14 protein-coding genes and 1 pseudogene are annotated in these 21,044 nt (G+C 38.4%); 2 read left to right on the top strand and 13 right to left on the bottom strand.

Features of this window, described 5'->3' with window-relative positions; genetic code table 11:
- Positions 1-98: 98 nt before the first annotated feature.
- The 3 genes from B1NLA3E_RS09685 to B1NLA3E_RS09675 are packed head-to-tail and all read right to left on the bottom strand — an operon-like array spanning position 99 to position 5,174.
- Positions 99-1,868 carry a hydantoinase B/oxoprolinase family protein gene (locus B1NLA3E_RS09685; RefSeq protein ID WP_015593664.1) on the bottom strand — a complete coding sequence of 590 codons (1,770 nt, stop codon included), beginning with the start codon at positions 1,866-1,868 and terminating at the stop codon, positions 99-101.
- On the bottom strand, positions 1,861-3,984 hold the full coding sequence (locus tag B1NLA3E_RS09680) for a hydantoinase/oxoprolinase family protein (protein WP_015593663.1): 2,124 nt from the start codon (positions 3,982-3,984) through the stop codon (positions 1,861-1,863). The genes B1NLA3E_RS09685 and B1NLA3E_RS09680 overlap by 8 nt, the downstream gene beginning before the upstream one ends.
- Before the next feature lie 5 nt (positions 3,985-3,989).
- Positions 3,990-5,174, bottom strand: a complete 1,185-nt coding sequence (locus B1NLA3E_RS09675) for a M24 family metallopeptidase (protein ID WP_015593662.1) — start codon at positions 5,172-5,174, stop codon at positions 3,990-3,992.
- 472 nt (positions 5,175-5,646) lie between these two features.
- On the opposite strand from B1NLA3E_RS09675, the gene B1NLA3E_RS09670 reads away from it, so the two are divergent.
- A complete protein-coding gene (locus B1NLA3E_RS09670; RefSeq protein WP_015593661.1) occupies positions 5,647-6,363 on the top strand; it encodes a FadR/GntR family transcriptional regulator in 717 nt (238 codons plus the stop codon).
- A gap of 541 nt (positions 6,364-6,904) precedes the next feature.
- On the opposite strand, the gene dmpG is transcribed toward B1NLA3E_RS09670, so the two are convergent.
- From dmpG to B1NLA3E_RS09650, 4 genes are all read right to left on the bottom strand, one after another.
- Positions 6,905-7,927 (bottom strand): 4-hydroxy-2-oxovalerate aldolase, encoded by a 1,023-nt coding sequence (gene dmpG, locus B1NLA3E_RS09665; protein WP_015593660.1) that lies wholly within the window; start codon positions 7,925-7,927, stop codon positions 6,905-6,907.
- 18 nt (positions 7,928-7,945) lie between these two features.
- A complete protein-coding gene (locus tag B1NLA3E_RS09660) occupies positions 7,946-8,833 on the bottom strand; it encodes an acetaldehyde dehydrogenase (acetylating) (RefSeq protein WP_041580430.1) in 888 nt (295 codons plus the stop codon).
- Positions 8,834-9,230: 397 nt separating this feature from the next.
- Positions 9,231-9,998 carry an IclR family transcriptional regulator gene (locus B1NLA3E_RS09655; protein ID WP_015593658.1) on the bottom strand — a complete coding sequence of 256 codons (768 nt, stop codon included), beginning with the start codon at positions 9,996-9,998 and terminating at the stop codon, positions 9,231-9,233.
- A gap of 684 nt (positions 9,999-10,682) precedes the next feature.
- Positions 10,683-11,210: a YceI family protein gene (locus B1NLA3E_RS09650; RefSeq protein ID WP_015593657.1), complete on the bottom strand. Its 528-nt coding sequence runs from the start codon at positions 11,208-11,210 to the stop codon at positions 10,683-10,685.
- A 535-nt stretch (positions 11,211-11,745) separates the two neighbouring features.
- On the opposite strand from B1NLA3E_RS09650, the gene B1NLA3E_RS09645 reads away from it, so the two are divergent.
- Positions 11,746-12,432 (top strand): YczE/YyaS/YitT family protein, encoded by a 687-nt coding sequence (locus B1NLA3E_RS09645; protein ID WP_015593656.1) that lies wholly within the window; start codon positions 11,746-11,748, stop codon positions 12,430-12,432.
- A 100-nt stretch (positions 12,433-12,532) separates the two neighbouring features.
- Here B1NLA3E_RS09645 and B1NLA3E_RS25990 read toward each other — a convergent pair.
- The 6 genes and pseudogenes from B1NLA3E_RS25990 to B1NLA3E_RS09620 all read right to left on the bottom strand — a co-directional run.
- A pseudogene (locus B1NLA3E_RS25990) lies at positions 12,533-12,685 on the bottom strand (SAM-dependent methyltransferase); the annotation flags it as partial.
- A 318-nt stretch (positions 12,686-13,003) separates the two neighbouring features.
- Positions 13,004-13,921 carry a transposase gene (locus B1NLA3E_RS09640; protein ID WP_015593655.1) on the bottom strand — a complete coding sequence of 306 codons (918 nt, stop codon included), beginning with the start codon at positions 13,919-13,921 and terminating at the stop codon, positions 13,004-13,006.
- Between the two features lie 365 nt (positions 13,922-14,286).
- Positions 14,287-17,490: a chromosome segregation protein SMC gene (locus B1NLA3E_RS09635; RefSeq protein WP_015593654.1), complete on the bottom strand. Its 3,204-nt coding sequence runs from the start codon at positions 17,488-17,490 to the stop codon at positions 14,287-14,289.
- Positions 17,487-18,188 (bottom strand): hypothetical protein, encoded by a 702-nt coding sequence (locus tag B1NLA3E_RS09630; protein ID WP_015593653.1) that lies wholly within the window; start codon positions 18,186-18,188, stop codon positions 17,487-17,489. The genes B1NLA3E_RS09635 and B1NLA3E_RS09630 overlap by 4 nt, the downstream gene beginning before the upstream one ends.
- Positions 18,163-19,578: a hypothetical protein gene (locus B1NLA3E_RS09625; RefSeq protein ID WP_015593652.1), complete on the bottom strand. Its 1,416-nt coding sequence runs from the start codon at positions 19,576-19,578 to the stop codon at positions 18,163-18,165. The genes B1NLA3E_RS09630 and B1NLA3E_RS09625 overlap by 26 nt, the downstream gene beginning before the upstream one ends.
- Complete coding sequence (locus B1NLA3E_RS09620; RefSeq protein ID WP_015593651.1) at positions 19,563-20,882, bottom strand: DUF2399 domain-containing protein; 1,320 nt, start codon at positions 20,880-20,882, stop codon at positions 19,563-19,565. Before B1NLA3E_RS09620 ends, B1NLA3E_RS09625 begins: the two co-directional genes overlap by 16 nt.
- Positions 20,883-21,044: the final 162 nt, after the last annotated feature.

Genomic DNA, 21,044 nt, shown 5'->3' with positions numbered 1-21,044 from the left:
CCATCTATCCTGGAAAGGAGTCTCCCATCCATAAGAACCGGATAGCGCACCCTCTCTTCGGTACAGACAGGGTAAAGATTTGATAAAGATGAACTTCCCTATGCCAACATTTGCTTTCTTAATTTTTCAGTACCCTCAAAATTCACGTAACCTGTCGCAGCATCAATTTCGACCCCGTATTCTTTCTTTGCTTTATCGATCGACAGTAATCCAGCCATGACTTCTTCCTGAACTTTTTGCGGATCACGGAAAACTGGAGAGCCATAACCGCCACCTCCGCCGCAGTACATTTCCAGCCATGTTCCTTTTGGTACCTGGAAAACCATATCTTTAGAGCCAACCTTCTGTGTACTACCGTCCGGGAAATGCAAGATATAGTCATTACTTGTCCCTGCTTTTCCGCCAAACAAACCATTAGGTACTTGGGCCCCTTCATACTCCATGCCATCACCGAGCGTACCTACAGAATTGTTTTCCCCATCAATTCGCATTTTGACATACGTACCGTACCCGCCGCGGTATTGCCCCGCACCTTCAGAATCCGGCAAATATTCATAAGCCTCCATAAAGAAAGGATCTTTAATTTCTAACATCTCCGGATCCTGAGAGCGCATGCAGCCGGCTGCGCCGGCAAAGCCAATGCCATTAAAGCCGTCATACCCGGCCAGAGCCCCCTGCCCGCCTTTTGCCATGAAGCCAAAGTCAAAGTATGGTTCATTTTTACGAGGATCAGTTCCTGAGAATACCGGCGGACATGCTTTACACCAACCGGCTGTCACTTGATCCGGAACGGCCTCCTTGAAGGCATTCATGATCGCTTCAAGTAAAACATCAGCAATTTGGTTTCCAACAATCGTTGCCGCCGGGAAGTTAGGATTTAGAATGCTACCTTTTGGAAAATAACATTCTAATGAAGAAAACAGTCCTTCATTCGAGGCAATCTCCGTGCCTGGATTAATCAGCATTAAATAAGCAATCGCGCACGCTGCTTTTGCCCCAGCCGGAGGCATATTGGTAAAGCCTGGCGCTTGTTTATCTGTGCCGGTAAAATCCATTTTCACTTTGCCATCGTTAATGGTGATTTTTACAACAACCTTATATTTCTTTAATGGATCCACACCGTCTGACACCATATAGCTTTCACCATAATACGTTCCCGGTTTCCATTTACGGACGATTTCCTTCGTCTGCTTTTCAGTTGCTTCTATTATATAGTCCAAATGGCTGCGGAATGTTTCTAGACCATATTTTTCAATGATATTTAACACCCCGCGTTCACCAATATTGCAGGCCCCAATCATCGCTTTGACGTCTTCCTCAACAATTTTGACCCGTGTATTCGCGAACAGCATCTTCCATACATCCGGTATGATCTTGCCCTTCTTCATAATTTTCAGGCCTGGAATACGGATCGCTTCCTGCCAAACTTCGGTATGCTGGGGATTATAGCCACCCGGAGTGGCGCCACCAAGGTCGGACAAATGACCTTTACTAACTGTCCAGCCAACTAATTCATCTTTATAAAAAACCGGCTTATAAACACCAACATCATGAGTTTGATTACCGCCCTCATAGACATCATTATGAACAATCACATCACCCGGATAGAGGTTATCTTTAAACGACTCCATAATATACGGCAGAGCCGGCTGGGCTCCAAAACCAATAATTGGAATATTCGCACTCTGTTCCATCATTCTTGTTTTATGATCAAATAATCCAGTCACAAAATCACCGGCTTCATTGAAAACAGGAGAACGTGATGTTTGTTGAAGCACCTTTGCCATATCATGTGTAACTGCGTTTAAGCGGCGTTGAATAACGGAAGCCAAAATTGGATTATTGCTAGCTTTAGTATTCTCACTCATATATGACACCTCTTTTCTCCTCAATAAAGTGCTGAATAGATTCCTTAGAAACTTCTTTACTATGCATAATATAATTATCATTTTTATCGACGATAACATTAAAGAAATCAGAAACAATAATAGTGGTCACTTTTTGCTCAATGATTGCCGGGCCGATAACCACATTGCCGTGAACAAGGGCATCTCCGTCATAGACAGGCGTTTCCACTAATTTACCGCTCTCCCCATGTGACATTGGCCGGCTTCCTTTAAAGGCGTGTTCAGAGGATTTTCCATGAAATTCCGCGTGTTTTATATTAGGCTTTTGCGTAATTCCTAGAGCAGAAAGATTGAAGTTCATAATTTCAATTTCCATTTCAGGTGTGCTGTAGCCAAATAATTGATCATGCCACTTGTGAAACTTATCTTCAATCGTGGCAATCGTCAATGTACTCGTTTCTTCCGCAGTGAATGGGACATTTACCTGGAAGTATTGACCTTTATACATCATGTCTAGACTGTAATGGAATTGCATGTCTTCTTCATTAACGCCATCTCCCCTCAGCTCCTGGGTGCCCTGCTCTTCCAGTTGATGGAATGTATTCAACACTTCTGCCAGTGTGGTTGTTTTCGTTGATGTTCGTAATACTTTGACAAAGTCATGGCGTAAATCGGACATCAGCATGCCGGCAGCACAGAAAATCGAAGATTCTTTCGGAATAAAAACAAGTGTGCTTTCAAGCTCTTCAGCGATGGCCGCAGCATGCAGAGGTCCAGCTCCTCCGGCACAAACAAGGGGAAACTCCCGCGGGTCATAACCTCTTTTTGTGGTAATTTCACGGATTCCATTGGCCATATTGACATTAACCATATCAATGATGCCTTGTGCTGCTTCTTCCACCGAAATGCCCAATTTATCAGCTACCTGTGTTTTAATGGCCCTTCTTGCTGCCTCTAAATCCAGTTTCATTTTCCCGCCAAGAAAATAACCCGGATTTAAATAACCGAGAACCAGATTGGCATCTGTAACTGTCGGTAATTCCGCCCCAAACCCATAGCAGGCAGGTCCCGGATGTGCACCTGCACTCTTCGGACCGACATGAAGCAAGCCTCCTTCATCAACCCAGGCGATCGAACCGCCACCGGAGCCGATCGTATGAATATCGACAGTCGGCAGGCTGATCGGCCAATCAGCAATTTCGCCTTCAGTTCGGATTAACGGGTAACCATCTTTTACAAGGGCCACGTCAAAACTGGTGCCGCCCATGTCCATCGTTAAGGCATCCCCTATCCCGTGAGGTTTTAAATACCAGCTGCCGGCAACAGGCGCTGACGCTGGACCTGATAAAAGCGTGTTGGCAGCTTTCGCAATCGTAGCTTGAGGGGTTGCTACTCCTCCATTTGATTGCATGATTAACAACGTACCACTAAAATGGAGATCTTCTAATTTCCGAGTCAAATTCGTTAAATAGTTTTTAATGATAGGGCCGATATATGAATTTAAAACCGTTGTACTACTTCTATCGTATAACCGGGAACGTGGAACAAGTTCACTAGAAATCGTCACATAATGATCAGGCAATCTTTCTCTCAAAATTTCGCCAGCTTTTTTTTCATGCTCAGCATTTGAATAAGAATGCATAAAGCTAATCGCCACCGCTTCTACGCCTTGCTCGCGGATATAATCGATCGAATCATGAATATCCTGCTCTGATAAAGGGGTCACTTCCCGTCCGGTATAATCTATTCTCTCTCGAATCCCGATTCGTAAATGGCGGGGTACAAAAGGTTTTGGAGAAATATACTGGTTGTTATAGGCATCAGGCCGTAACCCTTGACGCATCTCCAGAACATCCCGGAAGCCCTTTGTTGTTAACAGCGCCGTTTTTACTCCCGAATAGGTAAGAGCCGCATTTGTGCCGACCGTTGTCCCGTGGACGATCAGTTCGATCTGTTGAATAAACTGTTGGAGTTCCATGTTATGATCCTGAGCCATTTCAGTGAGTCCATTAAAAAATCCGATGGTGGGATCCTTTGGAGTGGACAATGTTTTGTAAACGGTTGAGTTACCTAACTGGTCAGTCATTAAAAAATCAGTAAATGTTCCTCCTACGTCTATGCCAATGCGGTATTTCATTCATGTCACCTTCCCTTTATAAAAATTACTTCATGATTGCGAGTAGATAATCGTTCTGCACCATTTTCTGTGATAACAAATACATCAGACATATAAGCTGATTTTTTCATGTCAGGATTCATGATTTGAGGATGGAAGCTGATGACCATTCCTTCTTTTAAATACAAGAGCTGTTCATCTTCTTCTCCAGGAACCTCTACACCAATAAAGAAAGTTCCCGTCTTCTGTGCAACAAAAGGCCGTTCGATGACATCCATTCCAATTCCATGTCCGGTCAGGTGTCCGCATACAGTTCCAGCTTCGGCAGCCATTTTTTCCAGTTCCTTCTGAATATCTGTCACCTTTACACCCGGCTTCATCGTTTTTTCCGCATAGTCAATTCCTTTCGCAACTAAGCGTGCCAGTCTTTCCATTTCTTCGTCACGCTGTCCAAAACAAAACATTCGGGAGTGCTCAACCCAGTGTCCACTCGGTCCAGTTATTTCAAGCGAAACGATTAAATAATCATTCTCTTTAATCACGCGTGTACGGGGATTTAAAAAGATTGGCTCGACTGCACCAGGTTCTTCACTACACAAGGTCAGGAAAAGCGTGTCCTTGGCTCCTAGAGCATGAACGGTTGAATAAGCGATGGAAACTGCTTCTTCTTCTGTCATTCCAGTACGAATATGTTTAATGATGCTGTCAAAACCTGCTTCAATAATCCGATTAGCTTCTTTCACACCTTCAATTTCCATTTTACTTTTAATGGAGCGAACCTCTTCAAAAGGAACACTGGCATCTACCCAATGAATCCCTGGAAGCTCTTGTTTTAGATAGGTATAATCTTCTAATTTCATCGTATTATTTAAACCGATTACCCCGACAACTCCATCCGTTATATTGTTTCGTTTGAATATTCTGACAACTTCGAGTATTTCATGGTCTTTTGGGAAAAACGTATCCGGAACCCTCCGGTCCGTACACCAGTGCAAGCCGGAAGGAAGGATTTGATACTGTGCTTCCTCTAACACTAGCCCATAGCCATACCGGTGAATTAAATGGTTATCAAACAAATAACGCAACGAACCTTTTTTGCCAAGATAGGAATCAGCTACAAATAACAACCCTTTATAGCTTTTTTCTTTTATAATTGATCTTACTCGACTTAAACGTTGTTCCCTTTCTGATTTTTCGATAGAAATAATCAATACTTAAACCTCCTTCTGAATATTTTGAATATTCATAATTTAATGATATTTTATTCCTTTAACTTTGTAAATATCTTTGTTTGTTAATTATTTTTACATTTAAATATAATAATCATTTTATTGTTAAAGACTTACCGATTTTTATTCCCTTCATTACGTACCTGCAATTTATAGTGGAGTCCTGGAAAATGGCGCACGAACAGGATTTTTTTGTTCGCCATTTGACTTTTTACCAAAAAAATGAAGGCAAATCGATTGATTATAATCTTTATGAATTATATAATTCTTATATATACTTCAAATGTATATTATTTTTACATTTAATTATATTATCAATTTTTACAATCAATTTTCCCTAATGATTGAATTGATAGATATCTTAAGTATTCACAATTTTTTAGAAACACCAGATTCATGTAATAAGTTCCTCAATAAATATTTCAAATAATATAATGAGTGTGAGATGAGATGAATGATGAAATTTAAAAATAAAAAACTATTATCCTTATCTGAACAAATTGCAGACCATATAAGAGCCGCGATTATTAGCAAAGATTTAAGTCCCGGAGACAAGTTGCCGGCAGAACAAGAGTTAGCAGATCAATTTCAAGTCAGTAGACCAACAATTCGTGATGCTATTAAAATATTAGCTGCATCCAAATTAATTGTTACAAAATCAGGAGCTAAAGGAGGTCATTTCGTTGCTGAAATTGATCTTAATGCTCTTATTAACGATATCAGTGATTATATTACCCTTTCCCTAAGTCTTGAAGGTATGACAATCGATGAAGTCCTAGAAGTTAGAGATACAGTCGAACTTAAGTCCTGTTCTCTTGCAGCCTTAAGACGGACAGAGGATGATTTAGAAATGTTAAAAGAATCCCTGCCAAGTATGGATGCCGCGGCTTCCAGCAAACTTTTTTATGAACTGGATTATAAATTTCACCAGGCGATTGCTAAAGCAACCCATAATCGGATGGTCATTATAACCATTGAAGGAATCACTCTATCCTTACGCAAGTATTTAACACACGCTGATTGTCCAACTGAACTAAGAGAGAAATTAATCACGCAATTATATGAAATTTATGAAGCCATTGAACAGAAAAAACCCGATCTTGCCGCTGAGAAAATGGAACAACATCTTAGCCTTTTCGAGAATTTTTTACCATTAGCAATTATTGATTAATCAATTTAGATTTACATTATTAAGAATTGACATATTTAAATATCGAAAGATTTTTTATTTGAAGGCTGAAAATATTCGATTTGAAAACTTAATGAAGAATTAAGAGGCAAGGAGAAGATATCCACCCAACGCGGCTAATGTTGATTTCAGGTTAAAAAAAGCCGGATACCTATCGGTAGGATCCGGCTCTTTCTGGTGAATGTCTGCTTTCCTAAGACTGTTTTAATAATCCCTACTACTTTACTTTTTGGAATAGTGGGGGTGTGTTGGACGACAAATACTTTTGAGAATCCATTCCAATGTCCCCCTCTAATCTGCTAGACTTTGACCAAGCCCTTCCCGTCATTTAATTCGGTCTTTCCTTAATACCCTATGGATTGCTCAGACGCAAAATGTTATGTCGTACACGCTGTCCATCAGCTGGATTTTGCCTTCGGATAGTAAGATAACGGCTCAAATCAATATTATGTCCGACTTGTTCGCTTGCCACCTGACACTAACCCTCACATTTACAACGCTTCACACGCCCACAGCTCTTCTCTTATTTTGTTAGAACCTTTCGCTTCGCAATTTCTGCGGCTACATCTATAATCATATCCTCTTGACCTCCTATAACCTTACGCCGACCTAATTCTAGTAAAATTTCACGAGAATCAATGCCAAATTTGGTTGCGGCCCGTTTGGCATGAAGGGCAAAGCTTGAATATACACCCGCATAACCAAGAACAAGACTGTCTCTAGTAATCTCCTGTGGTGTTTGCAAAATTGGTGCAACAATTTCTTCAGCCAAGTCCATCATTTTATAAACATCAATTCCTGTTTGAATACCCATACGATCAAGTACAGATACAAGGACTTCTGTTTGCGTATTTCCCGCACCTGCACCTAAGCAGCGAACACTTCCATCGATTCGAGTAGCTCCCTCTTCAATTGCCACAAGCGAATTTGCCATTGCCAGGGATAGGTTATTATGACCATGGAATCCTATATTGATTCCAATGTGTTGTTTCAGTGTCCGAATTCGTTCACTAACCTGATTAGGTAGTAAAGCACCAGCCGAATCCACAACATATACAGTATCTGCGCCATAGCTTTCCATTAATTTTGCTTGTCCAACTAATTTATCAACCTCAACCATATGGGACATCATCAAAAATCCGACCGTTTCCATGCCAAGTTCTTTAGCTGCTGCGATGTGTTGTGATGCAACATCTGCTTCCGTTACATGCGTAGCAATTCTTGCCATTTTAGCTCCATGTTGTGCAGCTTCTTTTAAATCTTTAATTGTTCCAATCCCCGGTAATAGAAGGACAGCAACTTTTGAATGATCTGATACTGAAGCCGCTGCTTCAATTAGTTCCATTTCATTTGTTCGGGAAAGCCCAAATTGTAAGGAGGAACCTGATAATCCATCTCCGTGAGAGACTTCTATATAAGGTACTCCTGCATCATTTAATGCTTTTGCTACTTTTAGAACGTGATCAACGGTATATTGATGTGCAATAGCATGGCTTCCATCACGCAATGCCACTTCAGTGATAATAATATCTTGGGTATTTGTCATTCTTATAACTCCCTTCTATTAAACTGTTAATTTCGCTAATTGATTTTTCGCAAACTCTTCCGCTATTTTAATACCAGCAGCAGTCATAATGTCGAGATTACCTGAATACTTCGGCAGATAATCACCGGCACCTTCAACTTCCAAAGAAATAGTCACTTTATTGCCTTCGAAAATTGGGATTGTTCGAAGGCGATATCCAGGCACATACGATTGTACCGTTTTTTCCATTTCTCTAATAGATTCCGTAATTGTTGCTTCGTCCATTTTCCCATCCTCTACAAGTGCATAAACTGTGTCACGCATCATAATCGGTGGCTCTGCGGGATTTAAGATAATAATAGCTTTCCCTTTTTTAGCTCCACCTACCTGTTCAATTCCTTGCGTCGTTGTCACAATAAACTCATCAATATTCGCTCGAGTACCCGGACCTGCACTACGGCTCGAAATCGTTGCCACTATTTCAGCATATTCAACAGGGCTAACACGATTAATAGCATGTACCATTGGAATAGTAGCCTGACCACCACACGTAATGAGGTTGATATTTTCCGTTTCAATATTTTTCCCCATATTTACAGCTGGAACAACAAAAGGTCCTCTCGCCGCAGGTGTCATATCAATAACCTTCTTTCCCGCTTTTTTCAGCATTTTTGCATGCCGAACATGCGATTTCGCTGAAGTAGCATCAAAAAAGATATCTGCTAATTCCAAATGATTTTCAAGAAAGCCCTGCAAACCTGTATCAATTGCTAAATAACCTGACTCTTTTGCATGTTTTAGTCCTTCTGATTCTGGATCAATTCCAATCACTGCTGTAAGCTCTAAAATCTCAGAGCGCTTCAACTTAATCATAAGATCTGTTCCAATATTTCCTGAACCTATAATAGCAACTTTCACTTTTGACAAATTCATTCTCCTCCTTTTCAAACTGGAAAATTTAGAAAAAATTATTATTCGTTATTATCGAACGGCGTTCGTAAATATTGTGTCTAAGGTTTATATTATTATCCGCACCTCAATTTGTCAAATATTTTTAATATTTCCACTACTTAATTTTTCATTAGAAAATCTTTACTTCTTCAAATTAAACTAGAGATTTTTTGACTCAGTATTGTACTTTATGAAACTTCGGAAAAATTTAAATGGAGTACTTGGTAACAAGGGGGGGCTCTTCAGCACTTGGAAATTCAGCTATTTTGTGCTTGGTTAGCGTAGTATGCAATTTATTTGAAAATATATATCTAAATAAAAAAAAGCATGGGGGCTTTCTAAATAGAAAACCCCATGCTTTTAATGTGAATGTTTATTCAAGCTTATACCCAATGCTTTCCGAAATTTTTATAGCTGCTTGTTTAATAGATTGGATCACTTCATTCAATCTTTCCTCATTTAATCTGAATTTTGGTGAAGCACAACTTATAGCAGCTACCGCTTTACCATGACGATTAAAAATGGGAGCAGCTATACATTTAAGGCCTATTTCAATTTCTTCATCATCAATCGAGTATCCTTGTTGACGAACAGATTGAATATGTTCTTTGATTTCCACTTTATCTGTCATTGTATACTGCGTAAATTTTTTTAAATCATTATTGGATAAAAGCCATTCAACATCTTCTTCCTCCTGAAAAGCAAGAATGGCTTTCCCAACTCCTGTACAATGAATCGGAGCTTTTTTCCCAATCTGAGAATAAATTCTTAATGCATGTGGACCATCCATTTTCTCAACGTAAATTACTTCCCCACGATCATAAAGAACTAAGTGGACGGTTTCTTTTAAATCTTCGACTAGTTTTTTAATAATTGGCCGAGCAATCTCTACAATATTAAACTGATTACTCACGACAGTTCCAAGTTCAAACAGTTTTATGCCTAATTTATATTTCAAATTATCAGGATTTTGTTTCAAGTAGCCTCTGTATTCTAGCGTTTTGATAATACCGTGCACCGTACTTTTCGAAAGTTCTAGCTTTTCACTTATTTCTTTCACGCTTAGTTCTCGATAGTTGTATAAAAATAATTCAAGGACATCGGCTGCTCTTTCAACCGATTGAATATACCGTTCAGCCATATTGATTATCCTTTCAAACGACATTATGTATGAGATTTAATATAATAGTATTTTTATCATACCGATAATTCAATTATCTTGTCAATTATACTTGATTTTATGGTGGTCCTCATTTGTCTGTAAGTAATATAACAGTTTAAAATAAAGCATATCAAAAACACTTTAGACACCTTCTCGATAGTTACTAAACGGTTAAAATTGCCGGTGGTAAGAAAGGGACAACAACTGTAAAACTTTCCTCAATAACTATTTCTTTTATCTTAGTTTCTTATTATTAATGATCCTAAACGTGTTACCTAAACTCTTATTAACATTTCTTCCTCTAATTCTTAAAGGGTAAATTCAGGGACATACTATAACCTTCACCATATTTCTTGAAAGCAATAATGAATTATATCGCAATGCCAATCTCCGCGACTGCATTCTTCACTGGCAATCAAAAATTTACGAATCGAGCTTTTCCAACAGATAGAAAAAAAGGCCAATTAGCAACGTGATATGCTAGTTAGCCTTTTTGCGCGCAAATCTTACGATTGTCCCCTATACAAACCGTTCCCCTTGTTCCTTAATTGCTGAAGAGTGTTGACATTTAGTAGTATTTAAAATGACTCCCTCCCTGTTCTGATAATTAAGAACGAATCGGTTTTAAATAATGTTATAGTTTATATCCTTGATATTTGAAAATTATGCTACAGGGTTAACTTCTAATTCCACTTTAATTTTGATGTCTTTCCCTACAAGTACGCCACCTGTTTCAAGTGCTGCGTTCCAAGTTAGACCAAATTCTTCACGGTTAATTTTAGCTTCTGCTTCAAATCCGTAAACTTCTACACCCCATGGGTTTGTACCTTTACCACCAAACTCAACATCAAAAGTTACTGATTTCGTTACGTCTTTAATCGTTAAGTCACCAGTTACTTTGTAATCATCTCCATCTTTTGTAATGTTAGTTGATTTAAAATCAATCGTTGAGTAATTTTCTACATCAAAGAAATCTCCTGATTTTAAGTGGTTATCACGATCTTCGCTACGTGTGTTGATGCTAGCAACGTCAAACTTGAATACTATTGAAGCTGTAGTAAGATCTGTTAACTCTGCCGCTTCTACTTCTGCTGTATACGTTTCAAAAGTCCCTTTTACTTTAGATACCATCATGTGTTTTACTTCAAATCCAATGCTTGAGTGTGATTGATCTACTGCCCATTTTGCCATTTTAAAATTCCTCCAATATGTTTTGTTTTTATCTCGAATTCGAGGTATTTACTCGAAAAATTGTTTACCCAGTCATTTCAAAAAAGTCCCAGGTAAACCAGTAGAGATATTGTTTATTAGATTAATATAGTTCTGAGATATATTTTGAATTAAGTTATCTTTAACTCGAGATAAATTTACCATATATCCATTTCGATTGTCAATGCTTTTTAGAAAAGTTTTTTTATAGTTATTTTATTCGTGCAAAAAGCCCATGGATTAGTGTTGTGTCTATGCTTTTTTTGTGCTTTCTAAAGATTTTATTCGGAACATTTTTTTAAGGGCACTGAATTCAATTTTTGCTAAAAAATCTAGTAAATGAGAAGCCCCTTAGCTAAATAGTGGAACACATCTATGATAAAATGCGAAATTACCATTTTTATTCAAATAACGGAATGTATGTCCGCTCCATGCCCTACTATGATATATTTGTTTAAGCGCTAAATATTAGAATAATAGCTACAATTTAAATTCATATATAGAAAGTAGATTTTGTATGAAACCATTTTATACTCGTATAGTGCGTTTACTATTTGGACTGTTTTTATATTCACTTGGAATCGTGGTTACCATGAATGCGAATATAGGATATGCCCCGTGGGATGTTTTGCACGTTGGATTGTCCAAAACGATTGGAATGAGCATCGGCACCGTTTCAATCATTGCTGGAATTGTAATTGGAATTATAACAGTAGTGTTAGGTGAAAAACTCGGACTCGGCACCCTGTTAAATATGGTGCTTATTGGATTGTTTCTAGACATGCTGATTGCTTTTGATATAATTCCCGTCGCTAGCAATTTCTTGCTTGGAGTGCTCATGGTCATCATTGGATTGTTCATTATTGCTATAGCATCGTATTTTTACATTGGCTCAGGATTCGGAGCTGGTCCAAGGGACAGTTTGATGGTGGCACTCACTAGAAAAACGGGCTTACCCGTTGGTGTCTGTCGTGGAACAATTGAGCTTTTGGCGGTCTTTGCCGGATGGAGACTCGGAGGAATGGTTGGGATTGGAACGATTATTTCTGCGTTAGTCATTGGATTTTGTGTTCAGTCAACCTTTAGATTGCTTAAGTTTGATGCAACAAAAGTAAAACACGAAACATTAGACCAAACAATTAAATTACTTATTGCCATTAAAAAAGAGCCATTGAAAAATACAGACCTACCTGGAAGTCATTAAGTTCTCAATGAAAAAGTGCACCACCATTTTGATACTAACCAAGATAACAAAGTACCTACGTTGGCACAGAACAATTTATAATCAGCATCTTCCATATTTAAGAAAAAACCCCTGTTCCAGGCCCCAATTCTACGATTGTCTTAGCCTTTTCAAAGTTTATCGACTCTATCCTATTTTTTGCTAATATCTCCGAGCTTGGTAGTCGTGCTCCTATGTATCTAGGTTGTTTAACAAATTCGTTTAGAAATGTGATTTAAAGGAATCAACTTAGGAGCATACGTATGAGAAAAACAATACTCTCGGTAATTTTCACAGCAATTATAGCACCAATTATTGTATATAGGGACGGTCCTCACGGTTCATTTTAAACAGGAGAACCGATCCCCTTCTTCATGGTTAAGTATGTTTCAAAGAAACCGTTAATGAGTTCTGCTTTGCTGGGTTTAGTTCCGTTTTTAATGAAATGGTGAGGCTTCATTATTGCTAAATTTTCCTGGTTTATTCAAACAGCTTAATGAAGACCTTGGCAATATTGAAAAGCACCACCCATTTTTGGATGATGCTCTTTTCGTTATAGATTTCTCTTTAATTCTTCAATTTCCTTTTGATCAAGCTTTGTAATTTTAGCGATTAGTTCTATATTTAATCCCTCTTTTAACATTTCAAGGGCTACCTGTCTTTTTTCTTGCATTTTGCCTTCTTTTAATCCTTCTTGTAATCCCTCTTTTAATCCCTTTTCACGCCATGAATTCGGTAGTTTAAAAATTTGATCTGATTCGTGTTGATCCAATTGTTTAATTTCTTCCATCAGCTTTTCCTCCTCATGTTTATTTAAGGATAAATATGTTTCAAAGAAGCCGTTAATGAGTTCTGCTTTTGCTGGGTTTAGTTCCATTTTTACTAACATCCGCAAAAATTCCTTTTTGACTTGGACTCTTTCCTTTTCAGTATATCCCATCTTACTAAGAAGCGCTGCAGCCACAGGATTACTCGTTTGAATATACGAACGCCAATTCATTTTCTTAAGTTCCAGCATTAAAAACTGAAAAATCAATACATGAAAAAAAGGAAATGAAACTGTAAATTGGTTCTGTTCATTCCGTTTTTGATCATACGAAAAGATAGCGATAGGTAAAACTGGTTTCCTATATCTATTATAGAGGAGACTGAAATAATGATACATTCTTTCATGAAAATTTGGTTGTCCATAGCTTTGTGGCTCAACATGGATGATAATAATTGTTTCCTGTTTTTTTAGCTTTGTTTCAATGATAATGTCAGCTCTTCGACTCTCGCCTTCAAGTAAATCGGTAAACATTTCTTCAGACAAAGGCTTCAGCGCTGAAAAATCGATTGATTTGTGGACCTCTGGAAAAAAAGCTTCTAAGAACTCTTCGAAAAAGGTCTGAATTAGCTGTTTAAATAATTGATCATGGTGGATATACGTGTTGGGAGTTTCACGGATATGCATTTCTTGTACAAGTGCCATTGTAACACATCCTTTTGAGGAATTAATGAATTGGGGAATTTTGCATCTGGGGGGCTGATTTCTTCTTTTATAATAACACATAAGGAACAAATGTTCTATATTTGTTTTCTACTATTACTTAGCATTAACAAGAAACGATACACCAATCCGAATTTTCGGATCACTCACGAAAGTATTTTGCCATGATTGCATTAATTACACTTCCTTTAGCTTAAAAGTGCTTTACTAAAGCTTCGAAATTTGAACAAAACTTCCGAGTGCTACCCTATGATCAAGTCCCCATGAATTCCTGGATTCCCCCTAAGAATCCCCATGAATTACACAAAACAAGACACCCCCCATAATGGTCGGTGTCTTACGCTTACCTATACTGTTTTGATAATCCCTACTACCCTACTTTTCGGAACGGTTGGGTCGTGTTGGACGACAAAGGCTCTCGAGAATTTATTCAGATAAGTTTCTTCATGTGATTTTGGCGTAAGAATGATTAGTTTCCTTCTCAATTCGTGGGCATATAATTCAAATACTTTTACTTTGCGATTCTCATCTAAAGCACTATCGAATTCATCCAAAACAATAAATCCTGGAGTGCTTTGCAGGTTTTGCAATAGGGCGAGCGCAAACAGCAAGGAACTCAGTGACTCCTCACCACCGGAAACTCCTTTACCGACTCGTCCACCTCGAGCTTTTGTGCTTACATCCTCCATTTTTCCCCGGTGACCTTCTTTTCGGGCTTTAATGAACAATTTAAACTGAGTACGCTTTTTTCTATCCTCATAGGACTCCCAGCTTATATCGCCTTCGAATTGAAATTGTCCCATGTAAGATTTAAATCGTTGCTGTAGCTCAAGGACACGCATATTGATCGTTGTTTCTAGTTGGTCCTTTAAGCCTTCCATTCGTTCCTTATCTTGATCAAGTAAAATTTTCGTCCGCTTGTAATCATTATCCAATCGCTCGTACTCTTGTTTTACCGTTTCGTAATTTTCCGGAGCAGCTGGGTCGATGCCGGTTTCGTTCCGAGCATGATCAAATCTCACTTTCCCGTTTTCGCAGGCCTGCTTTATGTTTGTTACAGAAGGTAGTTGTTCAATTGAGAAATTCATAGATACTTCATTGTAGAGAGTTGGAATCATTTGTTTCATCTCTTCCAAATCCTTAATGATTTGAACTAACTCCTGTTTTGCTCCATCTTGTTCTTCTATACTTGATCCCTTTTGCTTGTCTATCATTAATATTTTTCGATTAACCGCTGCAATCGCATCATCTAAATGATCAAGATTTCTATCAAGTTTATTTATAGTTTGTTTTATCTCGTCAAAATCAGTTTCTAGTTTTTCAACTTTAGTTTTTTGTAGCTTTAATTGTTCCTTCACTTCTAATAATTGCTCCTGTAACCGGTTCCGTTCCTCATACTTATCTTTCATTTTCCCAAGCTCAGCATATATGGCTTCTTCTTCTTCTAAAATTCCCCGATCTTGTTCCTGTTTCAATTGGAGCCGGACGAGCTTTTTCTCTTCCGCTTCCAAGTGTTGAATTTCATCCTCTATTTTCCCTTTTTCTACTTTTTCTTCAGCTAAATTCTTTTTCCTCAACATACGCTCATGCTCAATTGTCATGAACGCTTCCGATTCCTTCACCTGGTGAATGATACTATTTAGTTCTTGAATTTGCCTCGTATCCATTTCAATATCCTGCTCTATTTGGGATAGATCTTGACGAAGCGCAACCAGTACATTTTTAACTTCAAGTTTTCTTGCCATTAAAGCTTTGAAACTTAAAATATAACGATTTTTTTCCTGAGGACCTCGAAGCCCCATTGGATCCATTAAAATACCATTTTTAATGGAAACGGTGCCTTCAATGAAAAACTGTTCAACCCACCACAGTGCTTTCATACCATGAACTAATTCATTTTCTCCAAGGCCCTTTTTCACTTTTAAATGGAGATTTGGCAAACTGGTCATCATGCGTTCTGGAACAATCGACCTTAGCGGAACATGATATAAATCATTTGGTGGTAAAACAAACTTACCATCGAAAAATATCGTATATTTTATCGCATTAAAGAGCTGTTCCGCTTTAATCGATGCCTCTTCATCCAGTTCCAATAATTCACGAAGTGCATAAGCCTTCATTTGTTGAGCTCGGAAAAACTTCATTGATTCCAATTGGCGTAGTGATAAATCCCGATTTTCCTCCAACAGCACTAATTCCTCAGCCAATTCATTTTCTTTTCGATTTTTGACGAAGAGGTTTTCTCTATTTGCTGACACCTTCGCATTTAGAGCATCGATTGTTGATTGGACCGCATGGCTGCTTTGATATTGTCGTAACCGTTCTGAATGGAGGCTGTGGCCTTGTTCATCATTTTCGACTTGTAAATCTAACCGAGCGATTTGCTCTATTTTTTCCTGACGGTCATTTTCTCGAACCTTCAACAGCTGCTGATTCTTCTCCAACTCTGCATTGGCTATCTCTTCTTCTCCTGCTAACTTCACTAAAGCCGCTTTCACTTCTTCTTCCGTTCTCGAAATTTGATTTTTTCTTTTTGTAATCGCATCTAATTCTTGGTCAAGTTCTTCAATTCGTGCTTGAAGTTCCATTATTTTGAAACTCAGTTCATCACGTTTAATCGTGTTGGAGTCAATTTCATGATTCAATTGGTGCTGTTGTATTTTGTATTCTTCTAATTCCTCCAGGTTCCTCTCTTTTAAAGCAATTTTTAGTGTTAAATCATCTTTTGCCTCTTCCATATCGTCAATTAGTTGCGAGGTTAATTCACCTAATCTATCTTTTTCTTTTTTATAGTGCTCTTCTAATTGTAATAATGCTTGAATATAGAGCTTGCCGCCGTCATTAAGACGATTTTGATTATCTAAAAATCGATCTAACGACGTTTTTTTCATCGATAGCTCTTGCTTCATTATTTTTACATTCGACTCTGCACTCCGTAGTGACTCTTCTGTATCTTTTACTTTTTCCATACTTTCTTCCCAATCACGCTGGACTTTATCAATCCCATGCATTTCACTAAAAATCCGAAAACGCTCCTCGGGATACATGACGGCAAATTGGTTTACCTCTTGCTGGTACCAAATTAGATAATAAAGGTCAGGGTCCACCTTGTATTTATATTGGAGGTCTTTTTTATAGGTCGAAAAACTAAAAACCCTATCTCCTGATGTATACCTAACTGTATCTTCCCACTCATCGATCAAATCACCTGTAGCGATGATGAACTCTTTTTTCATCGGCTGTCCCGGATCTTGAGTGATTTTCAAAGTAAACTCAATAAACGACGGCGCATCAATTCTCATTATTCCTTCATTTTGAAACAGCAAGGAGATCTTAGCCTTCCAGGTTTGGTCAAGTGGCAGATTCCGAGATTTTAACCCTTCCACATCAACTTTGGATGAATACAAAACAGCTCCCATGCAAAAGGTAATCGTGGATTTGCCAGCTCCATTGGGTCCGGTAATCATCACATGCTCATCGGCACCTGACAAATCTAAAAGGGTAGGAGGATAATCCCGAATTCCGGAGAAAGTGAGTCTCAAAGGAATCATTCCGCTTCTCCTTTCTGATATAAGTTATACCGTTTAAAAAACTTCAGCACTTCCTCTTTATTTAATTGATTGGATTGACTAAATTCTGTCGTTCTTCTTAGGAAAGAATCAGAAAACATATGAACTCCAATTGCCGTTAACTGATATGCTTTTTCTTGAGAGTTTGTCTCATAGTCTTCAATGGCTCCAATTTTTCTAAGTGGATCAATATTGATTAAAATTCTTTGGTTGGCCTTCGTTGTTTCATGGCCAAATGCCTCAAGTATTTGATCAAATAACGTAAATTCATGCTGTAATACCTCTTGCTGATAAAACATATATAAAAGAATCGAAAGACTTTCTTTCGATAACGTACTTCGTGCAGCACGAGCTGGAACCCTCATCATCACGATGACTTGGTCACGGCGATCATCATAAATGACCTTCATATAGCGACTAACGGCTTGATTTACCCTTGTCATAAAAGAAAAGAATCTTTGATCATCGCCCTGAATTTGCAAAAGCTTCTCCACTTCTTTGCGGGAAAGCCCAAAATTCCCTGAGCGAATCGATGCCGAGGAGGAGAACAAAATATTCATAAATGCAAATTCCTCCGACTCAGTTAGCATCCCCTTTAAGGATTGCATCACATTAAGTGGATTAAAGTTTTCCTCAGCCTGCAGATCGTTTGGATTACTCACTTTGTTCTCTTCGTGCATTGCGTTTTCGGATAATGTTTTTTCCGTCATCTGAATTCATCCACTCCCAACTTCGTTCATATTTAGGGATATCTATCTTTTCTGTCGGATTAGATATGGTTATTTTTTTATTACCAACTAAAGCGGCAATGGCCGTCACCGCATTTACAGCATCACTCCATTTTGTGGAAGTGGCTTCGATCACGACTTGTTCCATCGGTGCAGCTTCATGTTCTTCTAAAAAAGCTTCAATCGCCGCGGTCTCAATCATGGATTTGGTCATTAGCCATTGTGATTCCCCCATAATTTCGTTCAGCTCTTGCTCCAAAATATGCTCAGATTCATACTCCACTTCCTCTTCGGGATCATCGAACGGCATAACCACTGGTTCATACGTTTCTAAGAAATTTACCGCTTCATCAATCGCGATTGGAGAGATTGGGGCAGCAAATTTTACCGGCATCCATAAACCATCTCTTGCTTCGTCTTCATATTGTCCTTGTTCCATAAAGCTAAACAGTTGATACACATTCGGAATATCCGAATCAAGGGGTGGATCAAACATTTTCACAATAAATTCACGAACCTTTTCCGGTTGAATAGTCGAAGATAAGGGGGTTTTTTGCATATGCGTAAACTTTAAATATTTATTAATCATGCCTAAACTTAAGTTTGTTCCTTCAGCAAGTGAAGCTGTGCCTTTTTGCATTAAATTGGAGAGAACAAGGCTCTCCTCCAATGTTTGGAATTGTCGGAAGCGTTCCTGTATTTTTTCCTCTAATTCTTGCATCAGCTGATGAATCAATTCGAGCTGTGGGAGAGCGTTTCGATCTGCGAGCATTTCCAATTCGCGTTCTTTCATTAACTGAATAGCATCCTCGACATTTCGAATCATGCTGGCAATCTTATTCCCACCGGAGATTCCACGATCATCGTATGCTTCACTTAAATCAGCATCTCGTCTCGCTTGAAAGAGGGAACGTCCAATATCATCGTTCATGTAATAAGCCATTGCATCATTGGCTAAACGAATTAACGCATCCATCATTCGTTTACCTGTATCACGCATTTTAATCTGCCTCGATTGTTTGGAGATCCAGTTATATTTCACCAGCACATTAATGACTTGTTCCACCCTTTTTTTCGAAGGTGGTTCTGGATCTCGGTAACGGTTTCGATAGCGATAATAGACGGTCTCAGCGTTATCAATCGGATCGTCTAAACCCAGGGCAGCCTCGTTTATTAACTGGATGATTTTTAAAAACCGAAGAATCTCTATCGGAGATTGAAATGAACTTTGCGAGCCTAGTTCACTTAAAACACCTGATAAAGTGGCGATATCCTTCATCGATTGAAGTAATTCAGGAGCCGATTCGGTTGCCTGAAAAATTGAAATTAATGACGGACCCATTTTTCCCAAACGTCAGCACCCCCTAATACTTCCTCTTGCTCCATCTTCTTTATTTTTAGAAAAGCTTGCATATATAGTTGGTAATCTTGCCAGGTTACAAGAACCTCCTGCTCGGCAGTGATCCACTTAGGTTGTAACTTGGTTTTCGTTTCAAATATTGTTTCGTATATTTCTTTTGAAATCTGTAGGCCATCAGGGTCATAATCAGTCCAAATAATGGCTTGCTGGATTGTACTATTTTTTAGTAGCTGAATGATGCATTGCTTATGTGATGACCGAAGATGCCCATCAATACAAAGCATTAATGAATGGGTATTGTGTAGAAACTGCTTTTGTGAGGCGATTCTTGTTAAGATCGCTCGATTTTCGACAAGCCACAAGGTTGTTGCGCTCGTGGAGTATTGCTCCTGGGAAATGGATAAGTCCGTCAACGCATGGACTGGTCCATAAGAATAGGAAGAAAAGTTGCCTGTTAATTGCCCGGAAAAATAAAGCGGAGTAATCTTACCAAGGCTAGTCAATCCAAGTAAAGCTGCCGGACATTGTGATTGTTCTTCTAAGATTTCAATAAAATCGTCTTTATTTTTATCAAACTCTTTTGATCCACCGATTTCTTTAAAATAGTTGGCACCGATTTCCTTCCAATCAAATTCCAATTTCTGAAGACAGATTTGAAGAAATGCCACGTTAAAATGAAGAAATTTTATATTCTTTATCATTGGCCAATGGATAGGAAAAAGATGTGAATTTTGTAACTTAGGGGCATCTTGGTTAAATAGTTCATTTATAACTGATATGCATGTTTTTATTCCATTTTCCCGTTGCTCTGAAATGGGAAAGGATGGTTTTTGATTTATTTGAATGAATTTACTTTTGATTCGATTTAGTTCTAGTTCCCATTCATTTTCTTTTGCCCGTTGTAAATCTTGCAGATATTGGTATAAACGATATCCCATTCGATAATGCTGTGAGTCCGGTGTTCTCCCATCCTTTTTGAAGCGGATTTCCTTCATGATCCAGCCTTGCTCAAACCATCTGATTGTGTTTGGATCATGATCATTCCAATGGATTTTCTTTGTCGGAGTTAAGTTAGCTTTTAGCAATTCGTCTTCTGCATGTCCCGATTTGTTACGATATTTCGAAAGGGTAAGGAGGCCAACGATCCTGAACGTCCTCTCTGTCTTTTTTACAATTTGTATATCCGTTAAATAGTTATTTGCAAGACTAGTTGGGATTGGGTTAAGTCGTTCACCACTTTTTAGAATATATTTTTCAATAAAGGATTGTTCTTCCAGATTCATCATGTTAATACCCCATTATTTTCTCAATATCTTTTATTTTAGCAAAATAATAGAGTATGGGGGATTGTGAATCAAAGGAAATTCCTTGATTGGAAAATAAATAGTAATTAATCAAAACCAAAAAACCAAGATGCTGAGGATGTTAGTAGGATGATTCACTCTCTG

This window comes from Bacillus sp. 1NLA3E (genome assembly GCF_000242895.2).
Lineage (GTDB): Bacteria > Bacillota > Bacilli > Bacillales > Cytobacillaceae > Bacillus_BU.
Note: the sequence above shows the minus strand (reverse complement) of the source record. Positions and strands in the feature narration are given on the sequence as shown.